26 protein-coding genes are annotated in these 26,761 nt (G+C 68.8%); 14 read left to right on the top strand and 12 right to left on the bottom strand.

Annotated features, from left to right (window positions below; genetic code table 11):
* The first annotated feature begins 11 nt into the window (after positions 1–11).
* The 11 genes from LAJ50_RS17385 (at position 12) to LAJ50_RS17435 (ending at position 12,025) form a co-directional block, all read left to right on the top strand.
* Positions 12–1,319 (top strand): ABC transporter permease, encoded by a 1,308-nt coding sequence (locus LAJ50_RS17385; RefSeq protein WP_138653614.1) that lies wholly within the window; start codon positions 12–14, stop codon positions 1,317–1,319.
* Positions 1,316–2,563: an FtsX-like permease family protein gene (locus tag LAJ50_RS17390; RefSeq protein ID WP_138653612.1), complete on the top strand. Its 1,248-nt coding sequence runs from the start codon at positions 1,316–1,318 to the stop codon at positions 2,561–2,563. Before LAJ50_RS17385 ends, LAJ50_RS17390 begins: the two co-directional genes overlap by 4 nt.
* 15 nt (positions 2,564–2,578) lie before the next feature.
* The gene (locus LAJ50_RS17395) at positions 2,579–3,895 is read left to right on the top strand and encodes an ABC transporter permease (RefSeq protein WP_138653610.1); all 1,317 of its coding nucleotides are present in this window, start codon (positions 2,579–2,581) and stop codon (positions 3,893–3,895) included.
* A 116-nt stretch (positions 3,896–4,011) separates the two neighbouring features.
* Entirely contained in the window at positions 4,012–5,229 is a 1,218-nt protein-coding gene (locus LAJ50_RS17400; protein ID WP_138653608.1) for an FtsX-like permease family protein, read from the top strand.
* A gap of 34 nt (positions 5,230–5,263) precedes the next feature.
* Positions 5,264–6,577 (top strand): ABC transporter permease, encoded by a 1,314-nt coding sequence (locus LAJ50_RS17405; RefSeq protein ID WP_138653606.1) that lies wholly within the window; start codon positions 5,264–5,266, stop codon positions 6,575–6,577.
* Between the two features lies 1 nt (position 6,578).
* A complete protein-coding gene (locus LAJ50_RS17410) occupies positions 6,579–7,820 on the top strand; it encodes an FtsX-like permease family protein (protein ID WP_138653604.1) in 1,242 nt (413 codons plus the stop codon).
* A 29-nt stretch (positions 7,821–7,849) separates the two neighbouring features.
* Positions 7,850–8,293 carry a hypothetical protein gene (locus LAJ50_RS17415; RefSeq protein WP_130550291.1) on the top strand — a complete coding sequence of 148 codons (444 nt, stop codon included), beginning with the start codon at positions 7,850–7,852 and terminating at the stop codon, positions 8,291–8,293.
* A gap of 103 nt (positions 8,294–8,396) precedes the next feature.
* On the top strand, positions 8,397–8,867 hold the full coding sequence (locus LAJ50_RS17420) for a nuclear transport factor 2 family protein (RefSeq protein ID WP_138653602.1): 471 nt from the start codon (positions 8,397–8,399) through the stop codon (positions 8,865–8,867).
* Between the two features lie 44 nt (positions 8,868–8,911).
* Positions 8,912–9,268 (top strand): hypothetical protein, encoded by a 357-nt coding sequence (locus tag LAJ50_RS17425; protein WP_138653600.1) that lies wholly within the window; start codon positions 8,912–8,914, stop codon positions 9,266–9,268.
* Positions 9,269–9,362: 94 nt separating this feature from the next.
* Entirely contained in the window at positions 9,363–10,703 is a 1,341-nt protein-coding gene (locus tag LAJ50_RS17430; RefSeq protein WP_138653598.1) for a sigma-54 dependent transcriptional regulator, read from the top strand.
* Complete coding sequence (locus LAJ50_RS17435; protein WP_130550295.1) at positions 10,700–12,025, top strand: ATP-binding protein; 1,326 nt, start codon at positions 10,700–10,702, stop codon at positions 12,023–12,025. Before LAJ50_RS17430 ends, LAJ50_RS17435 begins: the two co-directional genes overlap by 4 nt.
* A 121-nt stretch (positions 12,026–12,146) precedes the next feature.
* Here the strand turns inward: LAJ50_RS17435 and LAJ50_RS17440 are convergent, their stop codons facing one another.
* The 3 genes from LAJ50_RS17440 to glmU form a co-directional block, all read right to left on the bottom strand.
* Entirely contained in the window at positions 12,147–12,623 is a 477-nt protein-coding gene (locus LAJ50_RS17440; protein WP_138653596.1) for a RidA family protein, read from the bottom strand.
* A gap of 201 nt (positions 12,624–12,824) precedes the next feature.
* A complete protein-coding gene (locus LAJ50_RS17445) occupies positions 12,825–13,346 on the bottom strand; it encodes a GNAT family N-acetyltransferase (protein WP_130550297.1) in 522 nt (173 codons plus the stop codon).
* A 3-nt stretch (positions 13,347–13,349) separates the two neighbouring features.
* On the bottom strand, positions 13,350–14,717 hold the full coding sequence (glmU, locus tag LAJ50_RS17450; RefSeq protein ID WP_138653594.1) for a bifunctional UDP-N-acetylglucosamine diphosphorylase/glucosamine-1-phosphate N-acetyltransferase GlmU: 1,368 nt from the start codon (positions 14,715–14,717) through the stop codon (positions 13,350–13,352).
* A gap of 89 nt (positions 14,718–14,806) precedes the next feature.
* On the opposite strand from glmU, the gene LAJ50_RS17455 reads away from it, so the two are divergent.
* Both LAJ50_RS17455 and LAJ50_RS17460 read left to right on the top strand, forming a co-directional pair.
* The gene (locus tag LAJ50_RS17455) at positions 14,807–16,798 is read left to right on the top strand and encodes a hypothetical protein (RefSeq protein ID WP_138653592.1); all 1,992 of its coding nucleotides are present in this window, start codon (positions 14,807–14,809) and stop codon (positions 16,796–16,798) included.
* 127 nt (positions 16,799–16,925) lie between these two features.
* The gene (locus tag LAJ50_RS17460) at positions 16,926–17,312 is read left to right on the top strand and encodes a GtrA family protein (RefSeq protein WP_138653590.1); all 387 of its coding nucleotides are present in this window, start codon (positions 16,926–16,928) and stop codon (positions 17,310–17,312) included.
* Between the two features lie 302 nt (positions 17,313–17,614).
* On the opposite strand, the gene LAJ50_RS17465 is transcribed toward LAJ50_RS17460, so the two are convergent.
* The 9 genes from LAJ50_RS17465 to LAJ50_RS17505 form a co-directional block, all read right to left on the bottom strand.
* Positions 17,615–18,037 carry a F0F1 ATP synthase subunit epsilon gene (locus LAJ50_RS17465; protein ID WP_130550301.1) on the bottom strand — a complete coding sequence of 141 codons (423 nt, stop codon included), beginning with the start codon at positions 18,035–18,037 and terminating at the stop codon, positions 17,615–17,617.
* Between the two features lie 144 nt (positions 18,038–18,181).
* The gene (atpD, locus tag LAJ50_RS17470) at positions 18,182–19,588 is read right to left on the bottom strand and encodes a F0F1 ATP synthase subunit beta (protein WP_130550302.1); all 1,407 of its coding nucleotides are present in this window, start codon (positions 19,586–19,588) and stop codon (positions 18,182–18,184) included.
* A gap of 146 nt (positions 19,589–19,734) precedes the next feature.
* On the bottom strand, positions 19,735–20,598 hold the full coding sequence (atpG, locus tag LAJ50_RS17475; RefSeq protein ID WP_130550303.1) for a F0F1 ATP synthase subunit gamma: 864 nt from the start codon (positions 20,596–20,598) through the stop codon (positions 19,735–19,737).
* A 109-nt stretch (positions 20,599–20,707) separates the two neighbouring features.
* Entirely contained in the window at positions 20,708–22,270 is a 1,563-nt protein-coding gene (gene atpA / locus LAJ50_RS17480) for a F0F1 ATP synthase subunit alpha (protein WP_130550304.1), read from the bottom strand.
* A gap of 96 nt (positions 22,271–22,366) precedes the next feature.
* Entirely contained in the window at positions 22,367–22,894 is a 528-nt protein-coding gene (locus LAJ50_RS17485) for a F0F1 ATP synthase subunit delta (protein ID WP_130550305.1), read from the bottom strand.
* 16 nt (positions 22,895–22,910) lie between these two features.
* On the bottom strand, positions 22,911–23,381 hold the full coding sequence (locus tag LAJ50_RS17490) for a F0F1 ATP synthase subunit B (protein ID WP_130550306.1): 471 nt from the start codon (positions 23,379–23,381) through the stop codon (positions 22,911–22,913).
* Between the two features lie 97 nt (positions 23,382–23,478).
* Entirely contained in the window at positions 23,479–23,754 is a 276-nt protein-coding gene (gene atpE, locus LAJ50_RS17495; RefSeq protein ID WP_093138145.1) for a F0F1 ATP synthase subunit C, read from the bottom strand.
* A 67-nt stretch (positions 23,755–23,821) separates the two neighbouring features.
* A complete protein-coding gene (gene atpB / locus LAJ50_RS17500) occupies positions 23,822–24,646 on the bottom strand; it encodes a F0F1 ATP synthase subunit A (protein WP_138653588.1) in 825 nt (274 codons plus the stop codon).
* Positions 24,643–25,026: a hypothetical protein gene (locus LAJ50_RS17505; protein ID WP_224096362.1), complete on the bottom strand. Its 384-nt coding sequence runs from the start codon at positions 25,024–25,026 to the stop codon at positions 24,643–24,645. Before LAJ50_RS17505 ends, atpB begins: the two co-directional genes overlap by 4 nt.
* Positions 25,027–25,568: 542 nt before the next feature.
* Between LAJ50_RS17505 and LAJ50_RS17510 the strand changes: the two genes are divergently transcribed.
* Positions 25,569–26,396, top strand: coding sequence for a hypothetical protein (locus LAJ50_RS17510; RefSeq protein WP_138653586.1), 828 nt, complete (start codon positions 25,569–25,571; stop codon positions 26,394–26,396).
* The last annotated feature ends 365 nt before the right edge of the window (positions 26,397–26,761 follow it).

A 26,761-nucleotide genomic window follows, 5' to 3' on the forward strand; every position in this document is an offset into this window, starting at 1 on the left:
CCGGAACGCCCATGTTCGCCTACTACTTCACCCTGGCCCTGCGCAGCTTCAGGCGCACCAAGGTCCTGACCGCGCTGATGGTGCTGGCCATCGCGCTGGGCATCGGTGCATCGATGACGATGCTGACGGTGCTGCACAACCTCTCCGGCGACCCGCTGCCCTCGCGCAGTGACGTGCTCTACCACCCGCAGGTCGATCCGCGCCCGGCGCGCCTGGCCGGCGCCGACCCGGAGCCGCCGGACGATCTGGCCTGGCAGGACGCGCTCAACCTGTACGCGCTGCCGGGCGCCAGCCGGCGCGTGCTGACCAGCGCCAACTGGCTGCCGACGCGGCTGGACGCGGCCGGCAGCCCGCTGACGATGCGCGACACGCGCGCGGCCACGGCCGACCTGTTCGCCATGTTCGACATTCCCTTCGTCTACGGATCGGGCTGGTCGCAGGCCGACGACGAGAAGCGCGCGCAAGTGGTGGTGATCACCCGCTCGCTCAACGATGCGCTGTTCGGCGGCGCCGACAGCGTCGGGCGCACGCTGGTGATCGCCACGCGCAACTTCCGCGTGGTCGGCGTGATCGAGAACTGGAACCCGCAGCCGCGCTTCTACGATCTCAACTCCAGCACCTTCGGCAAGGCCGCGCAGCTGTACATGCCGTTCTTCACCTGGCTGGAGCTGCCCCAGGACTACGGCTACGGGCCGATGGCCTGCTGGGGCCAGGGCAGCACCGGGCTGCACGATCCCAAGGCGCCGAACTGCACCTGGGCGCAGTTCTGGGTGCAGCTGGACGACGCGGCGCAGGCGTCGGCCTATCGCCGGGCGCTGGAGAACTACAGCGCCCAGCAGCGCCAGCTGGGGCGTTTCGAACGCGCCCCCAACGTGCGCCTGCGCGGCCTGGTGGACTGGCTGGATTACAAGCGCGTGGTGCCGGCGACGGTGCGCATGCAGACCTGGATCGCCTTCGGCGTGCTGCTGGTGTGCCTGGTCAACGCGGTGGGACTGCTGGTCTCCAAGTTCATGCGCAAGGCCGGCGAGGTGGGCGTGCGCCGGGCGCTCGGCGCCAGCCGCCGCGCGGTGTTCGCCCAGTGCATGACCGAGTCGGCGCTGATCGGCGCGCTGGGCGGCGCGGCCGGCCTGCCCCTGGCCTGGCTTGGCCTGTGGCTGGTGCGGCAGCAGCCCATGAGCTACGCCGCTTCGGTGCATCTGGATCCGCAGATGCTGCTCGTGGCGCTGATGGTGGCCGTCGGCGCGGCCGTGCTGGCCGGCGTGTGGCCGGCCTGGCGGGCCTCACGCATCGCCCCCGCCCTGCAGGTGAAATCGCTATGAGCCCCTTCGAGACCGTCCGCCCCATCCTCAGCGCGCTGCGCAGCCACCGCGCCGCCGCCCTGCTGCTGGCGCTGGAAATCGCCCTGACCCTGGCGGTGCTGTGCAACCTGGTGTTCATCGTTTCGGGCAATCTGCAGCGCGCGCGCACGCCGACCGGCGTCCCCGAGTCCGACATCGCCCTGATCCAGAGCATCGGCGTGATCGGCGCGGACAACCCCGGCACCGCCGGCAGCAACCTGGCCACGCTGCAGTCGGTGCCAGGCGTGCTGTCGGCGGCCTACGGCGGGCCGCCGCTCTGGCGCGTGGACCGCATCGGCCTGTTCGACAGCGCCGATGCGCAGCAGCCGCTGGCGCAGGCGTATGTATTCGCCGGCAGCCAGGGACTCAACCGCACGCTGGGAGTGCGCATCGTCGAAGGCCGGGACATCGAGGACGCCGAACTGCCCGGCGTGGCCGAACTGGCCGGTGATCCTGCCTCCACGCCTTCGGCCAGCCGGCAGATGCCGGCCCTGCTGACCGCGCCCTTGGCCAGGAAGCTGTTCCCGGGCCAGGCGGCAATCGGCCAGATCCTGCACGCGAACATCTTCGACACGCCGATCAATCTGCGCGTGGTCGGCGTGATGGCGCCGGTGCGCGCGGCGATCACCGGGCGCGCCGAGGACGCCGACGCGGTGCTGACCGAGTTCCGCGTGGCCGGCGAGGGCCTGGGCGGCGGCTACATGATCCGCAGCCAGCCCGGCCAGCTGGCGCAGGTGCTGCCGCTGGCGGCCCGCGCCATGCAGCAGGCCAATCCCGGGCATGTGCAGCAGCGCGTGGTGCCCATGACCAGCCTGCGCGAGGAGCAGTTCCGCAACGATACGGCCACCAACCGCATGCTGCTGACGATCATGGGCATCCTGCTGACGGTCACCGCGCTGGGCGTGGGCGGCCTGGCCAGCTTCTGGGTGCAGCAGCGCACCAAGCAGATCGGCATCCGTCGCGCGCTGGGCGCCACCCGCAACGACATCCTGCGCTACTTCCAGCTGGAGAACTTCCTGATCGTGGGCGGCGGCGTGGCGATCGGCGCGCTGCTGGCCTTCGTGCTCAACCAGTGGCTGATGCAGCACTACGAACTGGACCGCCTCGACGTGAAGACCGTCCTGGCCGGCGTGGTGGCGGTCTGCCTGCTGGGCCAGCTGGCCGTCCTCGGACCGGCCCTGCGCGCCGCCTCCATTCCGCCCGTTGTCGCCACCCGCAGCGCCTGACCCTCCGGAGAGCCCATGTTCGCCTACTACTTCAACCTGGCCCTGCGCAGCTTCAGGCGCAACAAGGTCCTGACCGCGCTGATGGTGCTGGCCGTGGCGCTGGGCATCGGGGCGTCGATGACCACGCTGACGGTGTTTCACATCCTGTCGGGCAACCCGATTCCCGCCAAGAGCGACAAGCTGTTCTACGTGCAGATGGACCCGCGGCCGATGGCCGGCTACAAGCCCGGTGGCGATCCGCTGGATCAGATGACCCGCTTCGACGCCGAGACGCTGCTGCGCGACAAGCGCGCCGACCGTCAGGCGGTGATGAGCGCGGGCAACGTGGCGATCGAGCCGGATACGCCCGGGCTGACGCCGTTCGTGCTGGAGGCGCGCTTCACCTCGGCCGACTTCTTCCCGATGTTCGACGTGCCCGTCGTGCAGGGCCGGGCGTGGACGGGCGAGGACGATGCGGCGCGGGCGCGGGTGGTGCTGCTGTCCAGCGCGCTGGCGCAGAAGCTGTTCGGGAACGCCGATCCGACCGGACGCACGCTGCAGCTGGGCAAGACCGCCTTCCGCGTGATCGGTGTGGTCGGCGACTGGAACCCCAACCCGCGCTTCTACGACCTCACCAACGGCCGCTACAACGGCGAGCCGGAGGAGATCTACGTGCCGTTCTCCACCTCGCGCGATCTGCACTGGGGCAGCACCGGCAACATGAACTGCTGGGGCGATGGCGACGACAAGGATCCGGAAGGCGCCACCGGCCCGAACCAGCCGTGCGCCTGGCTGCAGTACTGGGCACAGCTGGACACGCCGCAGAAGGTCGCCGACTACCGCGCTTATCTGACCAACTACTCCGACCGCCAGCACGCGGCTGGCCGCTTCCAGCGGCCCACCAACGTGCGCCTGAGTGATGTGATGACCTGGCTGGACTTCAACCAGGTCGTGCCCAGCGACGTGCGCCTGCAGGCCTGGCTGGCGCTGGGCTTCCTGGGCGTGTGCCTGCTCAACACCGTCGGGCTGCTGCTGGCCAAGTTCCTGCGCCGCGGCGGCGAGGTCGGCGTGCGCCGCGCACTGGGCGCCACGCGCAGGGACATCTTCCTGCAGTGCCTGATCGAGGCCGGCACCGTCGGCCTGGCCGGCGGCGTGCTGGGCCTGGGGCTGGCGACGCTGGGCCTGTGGGCGGTACGCCATCAGCCGACCGACTACGCAGACCTGGCCCACCTCGACCTGCCAATGCTGCTGGCGACCTTCGTCCTGGCGATCGTCAGCAGCCTCATCGCCGGCGTCCTGCCCGCCTGGCGGGCGATGCAGGTCACCCCTGCCATCCAGCTGAAAACGCAGTGAGGCAGGAGTGAGCGCGGAGCAGTGAGACGCGAGCAAGGCAACGGCCAGACGCTCCGAATTCCTCTTCTACCGCTCACTCCTCACTTCTCACCACTCACTTCCCGCACAGGCCTCCCATGGACATCCGCCCCATCCTCTCCACGCTGCTGCGCCACAAGACCGCCGCCGCCCTGATCGTGCTGGAGATCGCGCTGAGCTGCGCCATCGTGTGCAACGCGCTGTTCCTGATCGGCAATCGGCTCGACCATATGCAGCGGCCCAGTGGGTTCGACGAGACGCATCTGGTGTTCGTGAAGGCTAACGGCATCACCAAGGACGAGGAGGCCAAGGCCGTCACCCGGGCCGACCTGGACGGCCTGAGGGCCATTCCCGGCGTGGATTCGGCCACCGTGGTCAATCAGATCCCGTTCGGAAGCTCGGTGTGGATGAGCGGCATCAAGCTGCGCCCGGAGCAGGAGGACTCGACCCTCAGTTCGACCAATTACATGGTGTCCGAAGACGGGCTCAAGACCCTCGGCCTGCGGCTGCTGGAAGGCCGCGATTTCGCCGCGTCGGAGTACGTGGACGACGGCGACGGCTGGATTCCGTCGGTGATCGTCAGCAAGGCGCTGGCCCAGCGCCTGTTCCCCGATCAGGGCGCGGTCGGCCAGTCAATCTACGTCTTCGGCAACAAGCCGCACCGGATCGTCGGCATCGTCGAGCATCTGCCCAGGCCACGCGACGGCGGCGCCTCGGCGGCCGAGTACGACATGAGCATGCTGTTCCCCGCGCGCGTCAGCTACAGCGATGGCGGCACCTATGCCCTGCGCGTGGGCGACCCGGCGCGGCGCGCGGCGGTGCTGGAGCAGGCCAAGCAGGTCATCGCCTCGCACGGACCCACCCGCATCATCAGCAAAGGCGGCACCGGCACGATGGAAGACAAGCGTGCGCGCTACTACCGCAACGACCGCGCCATGGCCTGGCTGCTGGTGGCGGTAAGCGCGGCGCTGCTGGTGGTCACCGCGCTGGGCATCGTCGGCCTGGCCAGCTTCTGGGTGGCCCAGCGCACCCGCCAGATCGGCGTGCGCCGCGCCCTGGGCGCGACCAAGGGACAGATCCTGCGCTACTTCCAGACCGAGAACTTCATCCTGGCCACCCTCGGCATCGTGCTCGGCATGGTGCTGGCCTACGCCATCAACCAGCTGCTGATGAGCAAGTACGAGCTGCCGCGCCTGCCGCTGAGCTACCTGCCGGTGGGCGCGGTGCTGCTGTGGCTGCTGGGACAGATCGCCGTGCTCTGGCCCGCGCGCCGCGCCGCGGCCGTGCCGCCGGCCATCGCCACGCGCTCGGCGTGATGCCGGCGCACCGCATGTCACGAGGAGTCCGAACGTGATCGCCTACTACCTCCGCCTGGCCCTGCGCAGCCTGCGCCGCACGCCGGTGATGACCGCGCTGATGGTCTGCGCCATCGGCCTGGGCATCGGTGCGAGCATGACCATGCTGACCGTCCTGCACGTCATGACGCAGGATCCGATTCCGTCCAAGAGCGGCGTGCTGTTCTATCCCACGCTCGATCCGCTGCCGTCGGACTACCAGACGAGCACCTGGGGCAACCCGGCCGACAACCTGACCTGGCCCGATGCGATGGCCCTGCTGCGCCAGGGCAAGCCCGCGCGCCAGGCCGTCATGGCCGGCGGCGGGCTGCTGGTCTGGCCGCTGGATGCGGCCGGGCGTCCCACCGAACACGGCGGGCGCTACACCACCTGGCAGTTCTTCGACCTGTTCGGCGTGCCGCTGGAGCACGGCGGCGGCTGGACCGCGGCGGACGATGCCCAGCAGGCCCGCGTCGTGGTGCTGGGACGCGACCTGGCGATGAAGCTGTTCGGCAGCACCGACGTGGTGGGCCGCAGCGTGCGCCTGAAAGACACCGCCTTCCGCATCGTGGGCGTCGCCGCGCCCTGGTCGCCGCAGCCGCGCTTCTATGTGGACCTGGGCGGCGGCCGCTCCTTCGGCGAGGCCGACGACTTCTTCCTTCCGCTGTCCACGGCGATGGGGTTGCAGTTCGACATCTCGGGCAACCGGTCCAGCTGGGCCGAGACCGACATGCAGGACAAGCTGCGCTCGCCCAGCATGACCTGGCTGCAGATGTGGGTGGAACTGGACACGCCGCAGCAGGTCGCCGACTACCGGCGCTTCCTGCACGACTACGCGGCCCAGGAGCATGCCAGCGGCCGCTTCCAGCGCGATCCCGACACCGCGAGGCTGTATCCGCTGATGGACTGGCTGGGCCACAAGAAGCTGGTGCCGTCCGAGGTGCAGCTGCAGCTGTGGCTGGCGATCGGCTTCCTGGTGGTGTGCCTGGTCAACATCGTCGCGCTGCTGCTGGCCAAGTTCCTGCGCCGCGGCGGCGAGGTCGGCGTGCGCCGCGCGCTCGGCGCGCGTGCATCCGACATCCTGCTGCAGCTGGGCTGCGAGGCGGCGCTGATCGGCGTGGCCGGCGGCGTGCTGGGGACCGTCCTGGCCCAGCTCGGCCTGTGGAGCGTGCGCCGTCGCCCCGACGGCTATGCCCGCATCGCGCAGATGGACGCCAGCATGCTGATGGCCTCCGTCGCGCTGGCCATCCTCGCCACGCTGCTGGCCGGCCTGATCCCGGCGTGGCGCGCCAGCCGCATCTCCCCCGCCCTGCAGATCAAGGCAGTCTGACATGGCCCTGCCGCTCAAGCCCATCCTTTCCGCGCTGCGCCACCATCGCCTGACCGCGGCGCTGCTGACGCTGCAGGTCGCGCTGACCTGCGCCATCGTCATCAACGCCGGCTTCCTGCTGGTCGAACGCATCCAACGCATCGACACCGCTTCGGGCCTGGTGGAGGACGAGCTGTCGGTGGTGAGCGCGCGCGGCCTGGACGAATCGGCCAATGCCGCCGCGCAGCAGCGCACCGACCTGGCGGCGCTGCGGGCCCTGGACGGCGTCAAGGCCGCCGCGGCGATCAACGGCGGCAGCCTGCCGCTGTCGAGCAACATCGACATGTCCGGCGCCTGCGCTTCCCAGGCCGATTTCGACCGGGCCAAGGCCGCCCGCGACACCCGCGGCATCGCCGGCTGCATCTCGATGTCGCTCTACAGCGGGTCGGACGGCATGCTCGAAGCGCTGGGGCTGCGCCTGCTGGCCGGCCGCGACTTCACCGCCGCCGAGCGCGAGGCCGACAAGATCACCGCCGTGATCGTCTCGCGCACCCTGGCCCAGCGCCTGTGGCCCGGGGAAAGCCCGGTGGGCAAGCAGCTCTACGGCTTCGAGGGCCCCGTCCCCGTCGTGGGCATGATCGCCGACATCCTCAGCCCGGTGCTGGGCATCGGCGTGGACGATCACATGGTGATGCTGACCGCGCGCAACCGCGCGGAGATCTCCAGCACTTACGTCCTGCGCAGCGCGCCGCAGGATCGCCAGCGCGTCATGCACGCCGCCGCGGCCGCACTGGACAAGGCCGGGCCTGTCAGGCTGATCCCGGAGGACGGGCAGCGGACGTATAGCCAGATCCGCCGCAACTACTTCCAGCGCGATACCACCATGCTCGGCCTGCTGCTCGCCTCGTCGCTGGCGCTGCTGTTCGTCACCGCGCTGGGCATCGGCGGACTGGCGAACTTCTGGGTCGGCCAGCGCACGCGGCAGATCGGCATCCGCCGGGCCGTGGGCGCCACGCGGCGCGACATCCTGCGCCACTTCCAGACCGAGAACTTCCTGATCGTCGGCGCCGGCGTGGTGCTGGGCATGCTGCTGGCCTACGGCCTGAACCAGTTGCTGATGCGCCAGTACGAACTGGACCGCCTGCCGCTGTTCTACCTGCCCATCGGCGCCGCCGTGCTGTGGGCGCTGGGTCAGCTCGCCGTGCTCGGCCCCGCGCTGCGCGCCACGCGCGTGCCGCCAGCCATCGGCACACGGGGCGGCTGAGCCGTGCCCATCCCGAGGAGAACCTGACCATGCCACGCCCTGTCCTGCTCGCCCTGTTGCTGGCCAGCGCCGCGCCCGCGGCGCTCGCCGTCGCTCCGACCGACCGTTCCAGCCACCACGAAAGTCATCTGCGCGTCGACGACAGCTCGCTCACCTGGGACAGCGATGGTCGCAGGCTGGCCCTGCGGGACGCCGCCGATGGTGTTCGCGTCGTGGAGGCCAACACCCTGCGCATGCAGCCGGGCGATGTGGTGACCCGGGTCGGCGAGACGCCAGTGCACGATGTGCGGCAGTGGCTCGCCGCCCTGCGCGCTCGCCCGGGCCTCAGCGTGGCCCTGCAGGTCCGCGGGGGCGACGGCCGCACGCGCGTGGTGCAGCTCTCCGGCGGCGAGACCGCCGACCTGGCGCCGCCACCGCCACCGCGGCCGCCGTTGCCGCCACCCCCGCCTCTGGCCCCGGCGCCGATCCGCTGATGTGCCGATGTCCCACGCAGCGCGTGTCCATTCCGCAGGTCCGGCCGCGATGCACCCCGCGCGGTAAGCTGCATACGATCTGGTCCCTGGCAGGAGTCCGACAATGAAGAGCGTCACCCTGGGCGCGTTGCTGGCCCTCGCGTCGAGCCTGCCGGCCGGCATGGCCGCCGCGCAGGCGCCCTCCCTGCAGGACACCATCGCCGCACTGGATGCGCAGGTGTTCGACGCGTTCAACCGCTGCCAGGATCCGGCGCAGCTGGCGCGCCACGCGGCGTACTTCGATCCGGCCGTGGAGTTCTATCACGACACCGGCGGGGTGACCTGGACCCGTGATGCGATGCTGGCCAACACCAAGCAATACGCCTGTGGCCACTACACGCGCCAGCTGGTGGCGGGCAGCCTGAAGGTCTATCCGGTCAAGGATTTCGGCGCCATCGAACAGGGCCAGCACCGCTTCTGCCAGGCCGGATCGCAGCAATGCGAAGGGCTGGCGGACTTCGTCATTGTCTGGCGCCAGCAGGACGGGCAGTGGACCATCACCCGTGTACTGAGCTACGGGCACCGCAGCCAGTGAGCCATGCCATGATCTGGCCCCGTTCCCCTGACCGGACCGCGCCGATGCGTCTTCCTGCTTCCCTGCTGCTGGCGGCTGCCCTGTGCGCCCTGCCATGGCATGTCGCCGCGCAGGCCGCGCCCGACCAGGGCGTGCTGATCTCGCAGGACACGCTGGATGGCTACACCGGCCGCTACCTCACGCCCGACAGGCTGGCGCTGCGCGTATGGCGCGAGGGCGGCGTGCTGAAGCTGCAGCCCGACTGCGGCACGCCCACGACGCTGATCGCCGATTCGGAGACCACGTTCCATACGAGCGGCGGGACCGCGCGCGTGGAGTTCGCCTTCGACGCGGCCGACCAGGTCAGCCACCTGCTGCTGGTCCAGGGCGGCGCCACGGTCAAGGCCTTAAGACAGCAATGAGTGGCGAGGCGGGAGGAAAGAGTCAAAGCACCCGTCCCTCGCTCCCGCCCTTGCTCGCTGCGCATTCCTCCAAGCTCACTGCCCGCTCCACCTCATGCCGACCCTGCTGATCATCGACGACAACCCGGCCGTGGCCACGGCGCTGAACGTGCTGTTCTCGCTGCACGACATCGCCACGCTGCACGCGTCCACGCCGGATGAGGGCCTTGCATTGCTGGAACGCGAGGCGGTGGACCTGGTGATCCAGGACATGAACTTCTCCGCCGACACCACCAGCGGCGAGGAAGGCCAGGCGCTGTTCGCGCAGATCCGCGCGCGCCATCCCGATCTGCCGGTGGTGCTGCTGACCGCGTGGACGCACCTGGAAGCGGCGGTGGAACTGGTCAAGGCCGGCGCGGCCGATTACATGGGCAAGCCCTGGGACGACCGCCGCCTGCTGGCCACGGTCAACACGCTGCTGGAACTGTCCGAGGCGCGCGCCGAACTGGACCGCCGCCGCGCGCGTGACCGCCTCCAGCGCACGCAACTGGAGCAGAAGTACGACCTGCGCGGCGTGGTGTTCGACGACCCGGCCAGCGAGCGCGTGCTGGCGCTGGCCTGCCAGGTGGCGCGCAGCGACCTGCCGGTGCTGATCACCGGGCCCAACGGCAGCGGCAAGGAGAAGATCGCGCAGATCGTGCAGGCCAACTCGGCGGTACGCCACGGCGCCTTCGTCACGCTCAACTGCGGTGCGCTGCCGAGCGAGTTGATCGAGGCCGAACTGTTCGGCGCCGACGCCGGCGCCTACACCGGCGCCAACAAGGCGCGCGAGGGCAAGTTCGAGGCGGCCGACGGCGGCACGCTGTTCCTGGACGAGATCGGCAACCTGCCGCTGGCCGGGCAGATGAAGCTGCTGCGCGTGCTGGAGACCGGCACGTTCGAGCGTCTGGGCTCCAACCGCGAGCGCAGCGTGCGCGTGCGCGTGATCAGCGCCACCAACGCCGACCTGCCGGCGATGATCCGCGACGGCACGTTCCGCGAGGATCTCTACTACCGCCTCAACGCGATCGAGCTGGCGCTGCCGCCGCTGGCCGAGCGCCCCGGCGACATCCTGCCCCTGGCCGCGCACTTCGCCGACAAGCCCATCGGCGAATCGGCGCGCGCCGCGCTGCTGCGCCACCCCTGGCCCGGCAACGTGCGCGAACTGCGCAACGTGATCCAGCGCGCCAGCCTGCTCAGCCCCGGCGCGCACATCGAGGCGGCCGACCTGAACCTGCCGGCCGCCGCCGCGCCCATGCGCGCCCACGCGCCGGCCCACGAGCCGGACCGGGCGCAGATCGAAGCGGCCATCGCCCGCGCCGGCGGCGTCATCGCCCAGGCCGCCAGCGAACTGGGCCTGAGCCGCCAGGCGCTGTACCGGCGCATGGAGCGCCACGGCATCAAGACCCCGACATGAAGCACTCGCTCGCCGGCCGCCTGCTGCTGTGGCTGATCCCGCTGGGCGTGGCGGCCATCGCGTTGCCGCTGACGCTGCGGCGGTGGCTCGACGACGACTGGCTGGTGGGCATGATCAGCGCCGCGATCCTGCTGCCGCTGGCGGCGTGGATGCTGCACCAGGCGCTGGCGCCGGTGCAGTCGCTGTTCCGCGCGCTGTCCGGCTCGGTCAACAGCTATCGCGACGGGGAGTTCAACTTCGGCATCCACTGGCAGGGCCACGACGAACTGGCCGGCCTGGTGACCTCGCACGAGGAACTGGGCCAGGTGCTGCGCAGCCAGCGCCAGGGTCTGGCCCAGCGCGAGCTGCTGCTGGACAGCATGGTCCAGCACTCGCCGGTGGCGATGCTGCTGCTGGCGCCCGGCGGCGATGGCGGCCTGCGCGTGGTGTTCGCAAACCTGGCCGCGCGCACGCTGCTCTACGGTGGCCGCCGCATGGAAGGCCAGCCGTTCGATCCGCTGCTGCAGCAGGCCCAGCCCGAGCTGGTCGAGGCCCTGCAGCGCGGCGGCGACAGCCTCTTCGCCGTGCCGGCCGACGAGGAAGGCGGCGAGGAGCAGATCTATCACCTGGCGCGGCGCCGCTTCCAGCTCAATGGCCGCCAGCAGGAGCTGCTGCAGCTCTGGCGCCTGACCACCGAACTGCGCCGCCAGGAAGTGCAGACCTGGAAGAAGGTCATCCGCGTGATCAGCCACGAGCTCAACAATTCGCTGGCGCCGGTGGCCTCGCTGGCGCACTCGGGCGGCGAACTGGTGCGGCGGGGACGCCACGACCAGCTCGAACACGTGTTCGCCACCATCGAGGAGCGCGCGCGGCATCTGGAGGAGTTCATCCGCGGCTATGCGCGCTTCGCCAAGCTGCCGCAGCCGCAGAAGCAGCCGGTCGAGTGGGCGGCCTTCCTGCGCGGGCTGCAGCAGCAGATCGGCTTCACCATCGAGGGCCACGCCCAGGACACGCACAGCAGGATCGACCCGGCGCAGTTCGGCCAGGCCCTGCTCAACCTGGTCAAGAACGCGCACGAGTCCGGCGGCGATCCGGCGCAGGTCACCGTGCGCGTGCTGCCGCTGGGCGGCCAGGTGCGCGTGGAAGTGCTGGACCGCGGCAGCGGCATGAACGAGGCCGTGCTGCAGAACGCGCTGGTACCGTTCTACTCGACCAAGCGCAACGGCACCGGCCTGGGCCTGGCGCTGACCCGCGAGATCATCGAGGCCCACGACGGCCGCATCGCCCTGCACAACCGCGAGGGCGGCGGCCTGTGCGTGACCCTGCACCTGCCCACCACCTGATCGGCGGGATGTGCGGCCGGATCGGTGTGGGAGCCGCCATGGCGGCGATGAGGCTTTACCGATAAAGCCCAATCGCCGCCCTGGGTCGAAAGGGCCGCAACGGCGACTCCTGCCTAGACCCTCAGCGTCCCCCGGCGTACGCCGTGCAGTCCACTTCCAGCAGCGCCTTCATCGGCAGCGCGCTTACCGCCATCGCGCTGCGCGCCGGCAGCCGTTCGGGCTTGAAGGCCGCGGTATAGATGGCATTGAACGCAGACCAGTTGGCCATGTCGGTGATCATGACCGTACAGCGCGCCACATCGTCCATCGACCGACCGGCGCGCTGCAGCGCCTTGGCCACGTTGGCCATGGTGTTGCGCGCCTGCGCGTCGAAATCCTCCGGCAGCTTGCCCTCCCCATCGACGCCCAGCTGGCCGGAGACGTACACCGTATCGCCCGCGCGCACTGCCGCCGCATAGGGCGCCTTGCTGCCGGGGGGGCTGAAGTACTCGAGGTCCGCGGCGGGCGCGGCATGCGCGAACAGGGACAGGGACAGGGACAGGGACAGGGACAGGGACAGCAGCACGGTGCTGCAGGGCAGGAGGAAGAAGCGCGTCATGGAGCGGATTCCAGGCAGGAGAGCGGAAGATGCGGACGCAGGCGCCGCGTGATGGCCCCTGCTCTCGCACCGCGTTGCGCGCAACGCCTCCCCTTGAGCGCCCAGCGAACTTACCCGCCTTGCCCGCGCAGGACCAGTGCCGCCCGGGGCGAGCAGCGCGTGGGAAGCGTGGGGAGTGATGACGGCCGCCGGCTCGGCCGCTCAGCCGGCGGGCAGCGGACAGCGCATCGCCACCCGTAGAGGCATCGGGAAGCCGAGCGCGGCCTCCTGCCGCAGCGTCGCGCGCAGCTGCGGCCCCCACTGCGCGGGCGGCAGCTCGACGAAGCCTTCGCTGGCGTAGAAGGGCGCATTCCACGGCACGTCACGCAGCGTGGTCAGCAGCATGCACGGAAAGCCGGCCGCCGTCGCAGCAGCGCGCGCGTGCCGCAGCAGCGCGCGACCGTGGCCACGGCGCGCATGGCACGGGTCCACGTCCATCTGCTGCACGTGGAAGCCCTCGTCCAGCCGCCCGCCGAGCAGGTAACCGGCGCAGGCGCCCTCCTCGTCCAGCGCCACCCAGAGCTGACCGCGCGCGAGCCCGTCGCGCAGGACGTCCAGATCCAGCGCGTGCGCCGCGAACACGGCCTGCGCCACATGCCCCTCCAGCAGCGCACCGGCGCGGCGTTCGATCTCGGGCAGCAGCGCCAGCTCCTGCGCGCGCGCCGCGCGGACGCAGCTGGCCACGGCTTACTTGCGCTTGACCGGGCGCGTCCAGCCTTCGAGCGTCTGCTGGCGGGCGCGGGCGAGGGTCAGCTCGCCGGCCGGCGCATCGCGGGTGATGACCGAGCCGGCGCCCAGCGTGGCGCCATCGCCGATGGAGATCGGCGCCACCAGCGCGCTGTTGCTGCCGACGAACACGTTGTCGCCGATGGTGGTGGTGAACTTGTTCACCCCGTCGTAGTTGCAGGTGATGACGCCCGCGCCGACGTTGGTGCGGCTGCCGATGACCGTATCGCCCAGGTAGCTGAGGTGGTTGGCCTTGGTCCCCACGCCCAGCACGGCATTCTTGGTCTCCACGAAGTTGCCGACATGGACACCGTCGGCCAGCACCGTGCCCGGCCGCAGCCGCGCGAACGGACCGATCTGCACCGCGCCCTCGGTGGTCACGCCTTCGAGATCGCAATGCGCACGCACCTCGGTGCCCGGACCGAGCTTGACGTTCTTCAGCCGCACGAACGGGCCGATCTGCACGCCATCGCCCAGTTCGACCTCGCCTTCCAGCACCACGTCCACGTCGATCTGCACGTCCAGGCCCACGCGCACGGTGCCGCGCTGGTCCACGCGCGCCGGATCGAGCAGCCGCGCGCCGGCCAGGCACAGGGCCTTGGCCTGGCGCATCTGCCAGGTGCGCTCCAGCTGCGCGAGCTGCCACGGGTCGTTGGCGCCCTCGGCCTCCAGCGGGTCGGACACCAGCACCATCTCGGCCGGAGTGAACTCGGCCGCGGCCATGCCGAAGATGTCGGTGAGGTAGTACTCGCCCTGCGCGTTGTCGTTGGACAGCTGCGCCAGCCAGCGGTGCAGCGCGGTCGATTCGGCGGTGACGATGCCGGTGTTGATGGTGCGGATGCGGCGCTGCTCGTCGTCGGCGTCCTTGTGCTCGACGATGGCGCCGACCTTGCCGTTGGCGTCGCGCACGATGCGGCCATAGCCGCTCGGATCGTCCGGCTCGGCCACGAGCACCGCCAGGCGTCCCGGCGCGTGCAGCAGGCGCAGCAGCGTCTCGGCGCGGATCAGCGGCACATCGCCGTAGAGCACCAGTACCGTGGCCGCGTCGGGCACCTGCTCCATCGCCTGCTGCACGGCATGGCCGGTGCCCAGGCGCACGGCCTGTTCGGCCCACTGCAGGTCGGGCTGGTCGGCGAACGCCTCGCGCACCGCCTCGCCACCGTGGCCGTAGACCACGTGGATCGCCTCGGGCTGGAGCGCGCGCGCGGTGTCGATCACGTGCGCCAGCATCGGCCGCCCCGCGACCGGCTGCAGCACCTTGGGCCGCACCGACCGCATGCGCTTGCCCTCGCCGGCGGCCAGGATGATCACGTGCAGGGGAAGCGTCATGGGAGTCCCTTACGCCCGCCACGGGGCTTTCAAACAGCCTGTTAGCATAGCCGAGCGCCTCGCGCGCCCCACAAGGACATCTGCGATACGTGAACAGGAAGATCGAAAGCGCACTGGTCTGGCTTGGACCCGTGCTGCTGTTGTTGGGCTTCTGCCTGCATCACCTCTGGACGCAATGGCCTTCGGGCCGCTTCGCTGAACTGGTCGCCATCGCCCTGGCCGCGCTGGGCTTGGCCAAACTGCTGCAGCGCCTGGCCGGTGGATCGTTGGCCACCTGGCTGGCGGCGATCTGGTGCCTGGCCCTGCTGTTGTTCGCCGGTCCAATCCCTGTCCTGGCAACGGCGCTGTTCTTCCTCTCGCTGGCGGCGCTGGGTGGGTTGCTGTGTCCCTCACAGCCACTGCCGCTGCAGGTCCTGCTGGGCGCGCTGATGTCAGCCGGGATGATCGGCTGGCTGCTGCCGCTCCCCCTCCACTCTGGCTGGAGCTATGGCGTCCTGTGTGCCGGCCTGATCGTTTGGCGGCGCAAGCACCTGCGCATCCAGCTACGCACAACCGCCGCGGCATGGACCGCGGCGGTCGCGGCCTCTCCCGGCAGCGCGGCCTTCGGGATCGTGGCGCTCGGCCTGGCCACGACTCCGGCCTGGCTGCCAACGCTGCAGTTCGATGACCTGGCCTACCACCTGCGCCTGCCGTGGCAGCTGCAGCAGCAGGGCTTCTATGCTGCGGCGCCTGAGCATCAGGTCTGGGCGCTCGCCCCCTGGGCCGCGGACATCCTGCAGGCGATTCCGCAGCTGATCGCGCATCAGGAGGCCCGCGGGCCCGTCAACGCGGTCTGGATCGTGTTGTTGGGCGGTGGCCTCTGGCGGATCGGTGGCAACCTTGGCGTGCCACCGCAGGCGCGCTGGCTGACGGTGGCGCTCGCCGCGAGCTTGCCACTGACCGCGGCATTGGCCGCCAGCATGCAGACCGAGTTGTTGACCGCGGCAGCGCTGGTCTGGATGGCGGCCCTGGTGACTCAGCCACGTAGCGCGGGCCTGCGCTTCTGGCTCGCCCTGGCCGTCCTGGCGGGAGGGCTCGCGGAACTGAAACTGGTCGCCTTGGCCATGGCGGCGGTGATGGTGATCTGGGCATTGGCCCGGCATCGCTGGCCTTCGCCGGCTCGCGGCCTGATCGCCTTGCTCGTCGGTGCCGCGATCGCCGGCTCCAGTTACACCTACGGGTGGCTGCTGGCCGGAAATCCGCTGCTTCCGCTGTTCAACAGCGTTTTCAGGTCCCCCTACTTCGCCCATCAGGACTTCAGCGATCCGCGCTGGCAGACCGGCTTCCACCCCGACCTGATCTGGAACCTCACCTTCTCCACCCACGAGTACCTCGAGGGTTACGACGGCGCGGCAGGCTTCCTGCTGATCGGCCTGTGCGGCGTCTGGCTTGTGGCGCTCCTGCGCAGGGAGACCCGCTCGCTGGCCTGGGTGGCCACGCTGCTGCTCCTGCTGCCGCTCATCCCCATGCAGTACGTTCGCTATGCGTACCCTGGCATGGTGCTGCTTTGCGTATCGCTCGTCGCCGCTCTTTTCCTGACACTTCGTGGGCGACCTCCGCTGGTCCTGGTGATCGCGCTGTGCGTGCTCAACATCAGCTTCCAGGCGAACGCCAACTGGATGCTGCGCAATGGCGCGCTCAAGCAGACCATCAAGACCGCCGGACGGGATCTGCCGCTGATGAAGCGCTACGCACCCCAGCGCGCGCTGGCGGTGTCGATCCGCGATGCCGGCGAAGAACAAGGCAACGTGCTGGTCGTTGGCGAAAGCGCGCCGTTCTTCGCAGAGTTCGGAATCTACGGCCGCTCGGTCAGCTGGTACGCCCCCTCCCTGCACACGCTGGCGGCTGAGGCGAACCGGGACGACACAGGCCTGGCCTGGTCGAAACTCCTGCGCCAGCAGCATGTTCGCCATGTGCTCGTCGACGCGCCGCCTGCGCCAGCGCTCTCCCACGCGCTACGCCTGCTGGGCGCCACGCGTCGGGAAACGGTCGGCGAAACCGCGTGGTGGTCGATCCCCGCAGCACCAGAAACAAGCCAATAAGCGACAGGGCCAGCCATCGTCTCCGCGACCACCAAAGGTCGAAGCGCACGCCCCACGCCCGGTGATGCGAGCGGACGAGGGGTTTCTCCCTGGCTATCATGGCGGCCCCACTCCACACTCCAGGCCCGTGTCACTTCTTCGTCAAGGCGGTAGCTACGTCGTGGTCGGGCTGGCCCAGCTCATCCTGGACTGGAGCGTCTTCGTCGCGCTGAGCGCGTTCGGCCTGCCGGCGGTGCCGGCCAACCTGGCCGGGCGTGTGGCGGGCGCGATGCTGGGGTTCTGGCTCAACGGGCGCTACACCTTCGCCTCGCGCGAGGGCGGGGCGCGGCTGGGATGGTCGCGGTTCGCGCGCTTTCTGGCGGTGTGGATCCCCGCCACGGTGCTCAGCACCTGGCTGATCGTGCTGGTGGAGCAGCGCCTGGGACTGCAGCTGGCGTGGTTGGCCAAGCCGCTGGTGGAAGGCGTGCTGGCCGTGCTGACCTTCGCCGCCAGCCGCTATGTGATCTATCGCTGAAGCCGCGTCGCTTGGTTGGAGCTGGCGTGGCTGACCGAGCCGCTGAGCCGCTAAGCCGCTGATGGAAGGTGGCTGGCGATGCTGACCTCCACCGCTAGTTGCTCGCTGAAGAGCGTCGCTTCAGGTGGAAGCCGCCATGGCGATGATGAGGCCTTCCCTGAAAACTTTCCCGGGTAAAGCCCCATCATCGCCATGGCGGCTCCCACCAAACGTGGGCAGCCCCGCTCCCACAACGCGAAACGCCGGCTTGCGCCGGCGTTTCGCATTTCGCGTCTGCGGCCCAGGCCGGGCCGCCCGAGCGCTCAGTGCTTGAGCGTCTTGCGCAGGCGCTCGAGGGCCTGCAGCTGGACCACCGCTTCCATCAGCTTGCGCTGGGCCTCGGCCAGGTCCTCGGTCTCGCCGCGGTTGGCCAGCACGCGCTCGGCCTCGTCCTTGGCCGCCTTGACCGCGGCCTCGTCGATGTCCTGCGCGCGGATGGCGGTATCGGCCAGCACGGTCACCACCTGCGGCTGGACCTCCAGGATCCCGCCGGAAATGGCGAAGTCCAGCTGCTCGCCCGACGGCGTGGTCACCACGACCTTGCCCGCCTTCAGGCGCGTGATCAGCGGCGCGTGCTTGGGCGCGATGCCCAGCTCGCCCAGCTCACCGGTGGCGACCACCAGGGTGGCTTCCCCGTGGTAGATCTCCTGCTCGGCGCTGACGATGTCGCAACGGATGGTGCTCATGGTTACCTCGCTAGTGCGAGGCGGGATTGGGGATTCGGGATTGGGGATTGGGTAAAGCGGCCGCGCCGCTTCGTCCTCATTCCCACGCCCTTCTCCTCGATACCGCCTTGCAAATCCCTAATCCCGAATCCCGAATCCCAGCCCTTAAGCCTTCTCAGCCAGCTTCTTGGCCTTTTCCACGGCCTCGTCGATGCCGCCGACCATGTAGAAGGCCTGCTCGGGCAGGTGGTCGTACTCGCCGTCCAGGATGCCCTTGAAGCCGCGGATGGTGTCCTTCAGCGCCACGTACTTGCCCGGGGCACCGGTGAACACTTCGGCCACGTGGAAGGGCTGGCTGAAGAAGCGCTCGATCTTGCGCGCGCGCGAGACGGCCTGCTTGTCTTCCTCGGACAGCTCGTCCATGCCCAGGATGGCGATGATGTCCTTCAGTTCCTTGTACTTCTGCAGCGTGGACTGCACGCGACGGGCGACGTCGTAGTGCTCGGCGCCCACCACCAGCGGATCCAGCTGGCGGCTGGTGGAGTCCAGCGGGTCCACGGCCGGGTAGATGCCCAGCGAGGCGATCTGGCGGCTCAGGGTGACAGTGGAGTCCAGGTGCGCGAAGGTGGTCGCCGGCGAGGGGTCGGTCAGGTCGTCCGCGGGCACGTACACGGCCTGGATCGAGGTGATCGAGCCGGACTTGGTCGAGGTGATGCGCTCCTGCAGCACGCCCATTTCCTCGGCCAGCGTGGGCTGGTAGCCCACCGCCGACGGCATGCGGCCCAGCAGCGCCGACACTTCGGTACCGGCCAGCGTGTAGCGGTAGATGTTGTCGACGAACAGCAGCACGTCCTTGCCCTTGCCCGAGGCGTCCTTCTCGTCGCGGAAGTACTCGGCCATGGTCAGGCCGGTCAGGGCCACGCGCAGACGGTTGCCCGGCGGCTCGTTCATCTGGCCGTAGACCATCGCCACCTTGTCCAGGACGTTGGAGTCCTTCATCTCGTGGTAGAAGTCGTTGCCCTCGCGGGTCCGCTCGCCCACGCCGGCGAACACGGACAGGCCGCTGTGCGCCTTGGCGATGTTGTTGATCAGCTCCATCATGTTGACGGTCTTGCCGACGCCGGCGCCGCCGAACAGGCCGACCTTGCCGCCCTTGGCGAACGGGCACATCAGGTCGATGACCTTGATGCCGGTCTCCAGCAGTTCGGTGGAGGAGGACTGGTCCTCGTAGGACGGGGCGGCGCGGTGGATCTCCCAGCTGTCGCTGCCCTCGACCGGGCCGGCCTCGTCGATCGGGCGCCCCAGCACGTCCATGATGCGGCCCAGCGTGGCGCTGCCGACCGGCACGGAGATCGCCTTGCCGGTGTTGGTGGCCACCAGGTTGCGCTTGAGGCCATCGGTGGAACCCAGTGCGATGGTGCGGACCACGCCGTCGCCCAGCTGCTGCTGCACTTCCAGCGTGATCTCGGTGTTGTCCACCTTCAGCGCGTCGTACACCTTCGGCACTTCGCCGCGCGGGAATTCGACGTCGACGACCGCGCCGATGATCTGAACGATCTTGCCCTGACTCATTTTGCTGCTCCGGTTAGCTTTATTTCTGTCCGGATGGCCTGCGCCATCCCTTGGGTTTCGTGATTGGGGATTCGGGATTCGGGAGTGGCGAAAGCGCGCTGCGCTGCTCTTGCCGATCCCGCATCTCCAATCCCGAATCCCGGCACTTACACAGCGGCCGCGCCGCCGACGATCTCGGAGATTTCCTGGGTGATCGCCGCCTGGCGGGCCTTGTTGTAGGACAGCTGCAGGGTGCCAATCAGCTTGCTGGCGTTGTCGCTGGCGGCCTTCATCGCCACCATGCGCGCGGCATGCTCGGAGGCCACGTTCTCCAGCACCGCCTGGTACACCAGCGACTCGACGTAGCGCACCAGCACGTGCTCGAGCACGGTCTTGGCGTCGGGTTCGTAGATGTAGTCCCAGTCGTGCTTGGCGACCTCACCCTCGGCTTCCGGCAGCGGCAGCAGCTGGTCGAAGGAGGCCTTCTGCGACATCGTGTTGACGAAGTGGTTGTAGACCAGGAAGACGCGGTCGACCTTGCCCGACTCGTAGGCCTCCAGCATCACCTTGACCACGCCGATCAGCTGCTCCACGTGCGGCACGTCGCCCAGGTGGCTCAGGCTGCCGACCATGTCGACCTTGAGGCGGCGGAAGAACACCGAGGCCTTCTGGCCGATGGTGACCACGTCGACCTGCGCGCCCTTGTCCTGCCACTGGCGCATTTCGCCCAGGGTCTTGCGGAACAGGTTGTTGTTCAGGCCGCCGGCCAGGCCGCGGTCGGAGGACACGATGATGTAGCCGACGCGCTCGACCTTCTCGCGCTCCACCAGGTAGGGGTGCTGGAAGTCGGTGTTGGCCTGGGCCAGATGGCTGATGACCTGGCGCATCGCCCGCGCGTACGGGCGCGAGGTCTTCATGCGGTCCTGGGCGCGGCGGATCTTCGCGGCCGAGACCATCTCCAGGGCGCGCGTCACCTTGCGGGTGTTCTGCACGCTCTTGATCTTGTTCTTGATTTCGCGTCCGCCTGCCATTACTCGCTCCGCTCGTGGGATTCGGGAATCGGGAATCGGGATTGGCCGAAGCCACCCGCATCCCGCTCCTGCGAATCCCTAATGCCTAATCCCCAATCCCGGCCGCTGCTTACCAGCTACCGGTCTGCTTGAACTCTGCGATGCCCTGCTTGAAGACGCCTTCGATCTCGCCGTCCCAGGCACCGGTGCCGTTGATCTTGTCCAGCAGCGCGCCCTGGGTGTTGGTGAAGTGCGCATGCAGGCCGGCTTCGAAGGCCAGCAGCTTGTTCACCGGCACGTCGTCCAGGTAGCCCTCGTTGACCGCGTAGATGGACAGCGCCTGCAGGGCGATGGACATCGGCGCGTACTGCTTCTGCTTCATCAGCTCGGTCACGCGCTGACCGCGCTCGAGCTGCTTGCGGGTGGCTTCGTCCAGGTCCGAGGCGAACTGCGCGAACGCCGCCAGCTCACGGTACTGCGCCAGCGAGATGCGGATGCCGCCGGAGAGCTTCTTGATGATCTTGGTCTGGGCGGCGCCACCGACGCGCGAGACCGAGATACCGGCGTTGACCGCCGGGCGGATGCCGGCGTTGAACAGGTCGGTCTCCAGGAAGATCTGGCCGTCGGTGATCGAGATCACGTTGGTCGGCACGAACGCCGAGACGTCGCCGGCCTGGGTCTCGATGATCGGCAGCGCGGTCAGCGAACCGGTCTTGCCCTTGACCTCACCCTTGGTGAACTGCTCGACGTAGTCCTCGGACACGCGGCAGGCGCGCTCCAGCAGGCGCGAGTGCAGGTAGAACACGTCGCCCGGGTAGGCTTCGCGACCCGGCGGGCGCTTGAGCAGCAGCGAAATCTGGCGATAGGCCACGGCCTGCTTGGACAGGTCGTCGTACACGATCAGCGCGTCCTGGCCGCGATCCAGGAAGTACTCGCCCATGGTGCAGCCGGAGTAGGCGCTGATGTACTGCATCGCGGCCGACTCGGAGGCGGTGGCGGCCACCACGATGGTGTGGGCCAGCGCGCCGTTCTCCTCGAGCTTGCGCACGATGTTGGCCACCGTCGAGGCCTTCTGGCCGATGGCAACGTACACGCACTTGATGCCCGAGTCCTTCTGGTTGATCACCGCGTCGATGGCCATCGCGGTCTTGCCGGTCTGGCGGTCGCCGATGATCAGCTCGCGCTGGCCGCGGCCGATCGGGATCATGGCGTCGACCGACTTGTAACCGGTCTGCACCGGCTCGTCGACCGACTTGCGCCAGATCACGCCCGGGGCCACGCGCTCGACCGGCGCGGTCTGCGCGGTGTTGATCGGGCCCTTGCCGTCGATCGGCTCGCCCAGCGCGTTGACCACGCGACCCAGCAGCTCGGGGCCGACCGGCACTTCCAGGATGCGGCCGGTGGTCTTGGCCACGTCGCCTTCGCGCAGGTGCTCGTAGTCGCCCAGCACCACGGCGCCGACCGAGTCGCGCTCCAGGTTCAGGGCCAGGGCAAAGGTGGGCGTGCCCTCACCGGCGGGCGGCAGCTCGATCATTTCGCCCTGCATCACGTCGGCCAGGCCGAAGATGCGCACGATGCCGTCGGACACGCTGGTCACGGTGCCTTCGTTGCGCGACTCGGCGGCCAGCTTGACCTGCTCGATGCGGGTCTTGATGAGGTCGCTGATTTCAGAGGGGTTGAGCGTGGTGGCCATGATGGGTTTCCTTGTGCAGCCGGTGCGCGGCTGCGGATAAATGAAAGCGTGTGCCTGTCGCCAGCCGGCCGCTTCGCGTGCCGGCGGCGCCTGGAATCAGCCCGCCAGCGCCGTCTGCAGGCGCGCCAGCTTGCCCTTGAGCGAACCATCGATGACCACGTCGCCGGCATCGATGACGGCGCCGCCGATCAGCGAGGCGTCCACCTCGGTGGTCACCTCGACCTGGCGGCCGAAACGCTTGGCCAGGGCGGCCTTGATCACGTCCAGCTCGCCCGGCGGCAGTTCGGCCGCCGAGGTCACCCGCGCCAGCACGACATGCTCGGCCTGCGCGCGCAGCTGTTCGTAGAGCGCGGCGATCTCGGGCAGCAGCGCCAGGCGGCCGGCATCGGCCAGCACGCCCAGAAAGCGCGCGAATTCCTCGCCCGCGCCTTCGGGGGCCAGCAGCGCCAGGGCCTGCTCGCGGGTCAGCTGCGGATTGGGCAGCAGCGCGGCGACCTGCGGATCGGCCGCGACCTGGGCGGAGAAGCCCAGCGCCTGCGACCACGCCGGCAGCTGCTGCGCATCCTGCGCCGCGCCGAAGGCGGCGCGGGCGTAGGGGCGGGCGAGCGTGATGGACTGACTCATGATCGGATCATCCGCCTTAGATCTGCGCGGCCAGTTCGTCCAGCAGCGCCTTGTGGGCGGCCGGATCGATCTCGCGGTGCAGCAGCTTCTCGGCGCCGCTCACGGCCAGCACGGACACCTGCTTGCGCAGATCCTCGCGGGCGCGGTTGGCGGCGGCGGCGATCTCTTCCTGGGCCAGTTCCTTCTGCCGGTTCGCCTCGGCGATCGCCTCGTTGCGGGCGGCCTCGACGATCTGGTTGGCGCGGGCATGTGCCTGGTCGATGATCTCGTTGGCCTTGACGCGTGCGTCCTTGAGGGCCTCGTTGGCCTTCTCCTGCGCCTGCGCCAGGTCCTTCTGGCTGCGGTCTGCAGCGGCCAGGCCCTCGGCGATCTTCTTCTGCCGTTCTTCAAGCGCCGCGTTCAGCGGCGGCCAGATGAACTTCATCGTGAACACAATCAGGATCACGAAGGAAAGCATCTGGCCGAAGAAGGTCATGTTGACGTTCATGACGTGTCCTCAACGGATTTCGTTCAACCCGCCATGCGTAGGTGCCTGGCGGGCGTTGCCTGGCGGTTCACCTCATGGCGAACCGCGTGCCGGCTGATTAGCCGGCAGCCTGCTGGACAGCGGTCAGCAGCGGGTTGGCGATACCGAAGTACAGCGCGATGGCCAGGCCGATGATGAACGCGGCGTCGATCAGGCCGGCCAGCAGGAACATGCGGCCCTGCAGCACCGGGATCAGCTCCGGCTGACGGGCGGCCGATTCCAGGAACTTGGAACCCATGATGGCGATGCCCAGGCAGGCACCCAGGGCGCCCAGGCCGATGATGAGGCCGATGGCGATGGCGGTCATGCCCTGCAGGTGTGCGATGAATTCCATGAAAACTCTCCAGCGATTGGTTGGTTAGTACGAAAGGGTGAAACGAAAAACGGACGAAGCGGCTTGTTCAGTGGCCTTCACGCGCACCGGCGATGTAGACGACGGTGAGGATCATGAAGATGAAAGCCTGCAGCAGGATGATCAGGATGTGGAAGATGCCCCAGGCCGCGTTGGCGATCACGCCCGGCAGGAAGGTCACCCAGCCGCTCATCAGGCCGGCGATCAGCATGAACACCAGCTCGCCACCGTACATGTTGCCGAACAACCGCATGGCCAGCGAGATCGGCTTGACCAGCCACTCGATGATGTTCATGGCCAGGTTGACCGGCGCCAGGACGATCGCCCCGATGCCGTGCGCGTGGAACGGCGCGGTCAGCAGCTCCTTGCCGAAGCCGAAGCCGCCCTTGGCCGCCAGCGCGTGGCCGATCAGGATGAAGAACACGGTGACCGACAGGGCCAGCGTGGTGTTCAGGTCGGCCGTGGGGACCAGTCGGAAGTAGGTGTGGTGCGCCGCTTCGGCGCCCGCGGTATGGGTGATGAGGAACGACGGCAGATCCAGCGGGATCAGGTCCATCGTGTTCATGAAGACCACCCACATGAAGATGGTCAGCGCCAGCGGCGTCACCGAGTTGCGGTTGCCGTGGTAGGTGTCCTTGACCTGGCCGTCGACGAATTCCATGACCAGCTCGACGAAGGCCTGGCCCTTGGACGGCACGCCGGCGGTGGCGCGGCGAGCGAAGAACGCGAACCAGGCCACAAAAATCAGGCCCAGCGTCAGCGCGATCAGCCAGCTGTCGAAATGGAACGTGCCGCCCAGCGCCTGGCCGGCGTTGTGGCCCAGGTGATGGGTGATGTATTCGGTCAGACCGCCCGAATTGTTGGCTTCACTCACGTGGCAACACCTTTGCGTTGGATCAGATTGGCCAGCACCATGCCCAGCGCGGCCCCGACAAGTCCGGTGATCAGCGCCAGGCCCGGCAACCGAAATCCGGCCAGACCCGCCACCAGCACCAGCAGTACCACTCCCCACTTCGCCGCCACCCCCATCAGCAGTCGCGCGAACGCGACGCCGGCCGGAGCGATCCCGCCGCCCAGCGCCACTTTCGCGGCAGCCCAGGAGCCTGCGGTGAAACCCAGCCCGCCATACAGCGCCCCGAGGGCGTGTTGCGGCGAGTGTGCCAGCCAGGCCAGCGCGACCAACACGGCGGCGGCAGCCTGCCAGGCTGTCGCCCGCTGTGCCAGTTGCCGACCCGTGTCTACGGAGTTCAGCACGTGCGTTGGCCTTGTGGGGTGCGAGAGACGGTGAGTTCGAGTGGCCCCGTCAAGCCGCGAAAGTATAGCAGCGCGGCCATTTTCGCGACAACCTTCAAAAGTCTGATTTGTCTACGAAAAACCTGTCGGTTCGCTCATCTCGCGGCGGGCGCCGCGCTGGAAGCGTTTCCGCAGCACGGCGCGCGCGTGCGCCCTGGCGGGAACTTTCCAGGAGCCCGCCGGTCAATGGCAGGCGAGGTCTGCGACCCACTTCCTCGTCGATGCTCTGTCGCAGACCTTCCCGAGCCCCGGCGCGCGCGTCGGGGCTCTTTTGTTGCCCACCGGGTCGCCATGTGGCTTCGAGCGACACGCGCCGGGCCGTCGGATGAGCGCGATCGCGAACTGCAGGGCATTGCGGCCCGGGAGTCGGCCGTCACACGCTTTGCGCATGAATGAACCTGGCAGTCTCATTTCTTCACTAGCCGTGCACCGGTTCGCGTGCAGCGTGTGCGCACCTGGGCCGGACGTCACCGGCGTTACATTCGATCGCAGAGAGAGCTCTCATGAAAGCCACCCCCTCCCTGGCCTTGGCAGGCCTGTCCCTCGCCCTGCTGGGCACCCTCGCCGCGCCGGCCAGCGCGCAGCAGAACAACGACACCTTCACCCTGCGCGTGGGCGCGATGAACGCCGACGGCGACGCCACCCTGCGCGGCAGCGCCGAGGGCTTCGGCCAGAGCGTGAGCGGCAAGCGCGACTTCGACTTCGGCAGCGCCGAGGTGTCCCCGCGCGTGGATGGCGTGTGGCACATCAGCAACCGCAACCGCCTGATCTTCGACTACTTCCGCTACGAGAAGGACAACAAGCAGACCCTGTCCGAGGACATCTCCTACCAGGGCAACACGGTGCCGAGCGGCAGCTTCGTCAAGCTGGACTCGCGCTTCCAGCTGGCCAGCCTGATCTATGACTTCTCGGTCGTGGAGACCGACAAGTTCTCCCTGGGCCTGGAACTGGGCGCCGAGTGGGCCAAGCTGGACGCCAAGGCCACCGCCGACGCCGGCACGCTGGGCCGCTACCGCGAGACCTGGAAGGAAGACGGCGTTGCCCCCGTGGTCGGCGTGCGCTTCACCGCCACCCCGGGCGATCGCTGGCTGATCAACGTGCAGGGCCAGTACCTGGACGCGAACTGGGGCAACTTCGACTACGACGGCAAGATCAAGCGCGCCAACGCCACGGTCGAGTACAAGTTCACCCAGAACTTCGGCGTGTTCGCCGGCTACGACTGGTTCAAGATCAACTACAGCGAGCCCTACACCTCCGGCGACATCACCGGCCGCGCCGGCCTGGACCTGGAGTTCAAGGGCCCGACGGTGGGTCTGACGTTCGCGTTCTAACGCGCTTCAACGCGATGCGCGCTGAAGCCCCAAGGTTTGCTACGCAAACCTTGGGCCCCGGCTTATACGTCTCCAGATCCCCGCGCCTTCGGCGCGCCCCCTTGACTCAAGGGGGTAGCGCTTCAACGCGCAACGCGCGCTGAAGCCCCAAAGTTTGCTTTGCAAACTTCGGGCCCCGGCTTATGAGTCACCAGATCCCCGCGCCTTCGGCGCGCCCCCTTGACTCAAGGGGGCTCTCCTTTCGGGGCGTGGGTCGGGGCTTGATGAGAGGCCTGGTTCGCGACACAAAAAAGCCCCGGCATGCCGGGGCTTTTTCTTTGGTCAAATTGCGCGCGGGTCTGGAGCTGCCGACGAAACTCCTAGCG

This window comes from Pseudoxanthomonas sp. X-1 (genome assembly GCF_020042665.1).
In the GTDB taxonomy this organism is placed as follows: domain Bacteria; phylum Pseudomonadota; class Gammaproteobacteria; order Xanthomonadales; family Xanthomonadaceae; genus Pseudoxanthomonas_A; species Pseudoxanthomonas_A spadix_A.

What these genes read in the sequence shown, in the direction of transcription:
- LAJ50_RS17400 (WP_138653608.1), top strand. Translation starts at nt 4,012, where the DNA reads ATGGACATCCGCCCCATCCTCTCCACGCTGCTGCGCCACAAGACCGCC.
- glmU (WP_138653594.1), bottom strand. Translation starts at nt 14,717, where the DNA reads ATGACGCTTCCCCTGCACGTGATCATCCTGGCCGCCGGCGAGGGCAAG.
- LAJ50_RS17430 (WP_138653598.1), top strand. Translation starts at nt 9,363, where the DNA reads ATGCCGACCCTGCTGATCATCGACGACAACCCGGCCGTGGCCACGGCG.
- LAJ50_RS17425 (WP_138653600.1), top strand. Translation starts at nt 8,912, where the DNA reads ATGCGTCTTCCTGCTTCCCTGCTGCTGGCGGCTGCCCTGTGCGCCCTG.
- atpD (WP_130550302.1), bottom strand. Translation starts at nt 19,588, where the DNA reads ATGAGTCAGGGCAAGATCGTTCAGATCATCGGCGCGGTCGTCGACGTC.
- atpE (WP_093138145.1), bottom strand. Translation starts at nt 23,754, where the DNA reads ATGGAATTCATCGCACACCTGCAGGGCATGACCGCCATCGCCATCGGC.
- atpG (WP_130550303.1), bottom strand. Translation starts at nt 20,598, where the DNA reads ATGGCAGGCGGACGCGAAATCAAGAACAAGATCAAGAGCGTGCAGAAC.
- LAJ50_RS17420 (WP_138653602.1), top strand. Translation starts at nt 8,397, where the DNA reads ATGAAGAGCGTCACCCTGGGCGCGTTGCTGGCCCTCGCGTCGAGCCTG.
- LAJ50_RS17510 (WP_138653586.1), top strand. Translation starts at nt 25,569, where the DNA reads ATGAAAGCCACCCCCTCCCTGGCCTTGGCAGGCCTGTCCCTCGCCCTG.
- LAJ50_RS17390 (WP_138653612.1), top strand. Translation starts at nt 1,316, where the DNA reads ATGAGCCCCTTCGAGACCGTCCGCCCCATCCTCAGCGCGCTGCGCAGC.
- LAJ50_RS17395 (WP_138653610.1), top strand. Translation starts at nt 2,579, where the DNA reads ATGTTCGCCTACTACTTCAACCTGGCCCTGCGCAGCTTCAGGCGCAAC.
- LAJ50_RS17435 (WP_130550295.1), top strand. Translation starts at nt 10,700, where the DNA reads ATGAAGCACTCGCTCGCCGGCCGCCTGCTGCTGTGGCTGATCCCGCTG.
- atpA (WP_130550304.1), bottom strand. Translation starts at nt 22,270, where the DNA reads ATGGCCACCACGCTCAACCCCTCTGAAATCAGCGACCTCATCAAGACC.
- LAJ50_RS17385 (WP_138653614.1), top strand. Translation starts at nt 12, where the DNA reads ATGTTCGCCTACTACTTCACCCTGGCCCTGCGCAGCTTCAGGCGCACC.
- LAJ50_RS17465 (WP_130550301.1), bottom strand. Translation starts at nt 18,037, where the DNA reads ATGAGCACCATCCGTTGCGACATCGTCAGCGCCGAGCAGGAGATCTAC.
- LAJ50_RS17415 (WP_130550291.1), top strand. Translation starts at nt 7,850, where the DNA reads ATGCCACGCCCTGTCCTGCTCGCCCTGTTGCTGGCCAGCGCCGCGCCC.
- LAJ50_RS17490 (WP_130550306.1), bottom strand. Translation starts at nt 23,381, where the DNA reads ATGAACGTCAACATGACCTTCTTCGGCCAGATGCTTTCCTTCGTGATC.
- LAJ50_RS17410 (WP_138653604.1), top strand. Translation starts at nt 6,579, where the DNA reads ATGGCCCTGCCGCTCAAGCCCATCCTTTCCGCGCTGCGCCACCATCGC.
- LAJ50_RS17485 (WP_130550305.1), bottom strand. Translation starts at nt 22,894, where the DNA reads ATGAGTCAGTCCATCACGCTCGCCCGCCCCTACGCCCGCGCCGCCTTC.
- LAJ50_RS17440 (WP_138653596.1), bottom strand. Translation starts at nt 12,623, where the DNA reads ATGACGCGCTTCTTCCTCCTGCCCTGCAGCACCGTGCTGCTGTCCCTG.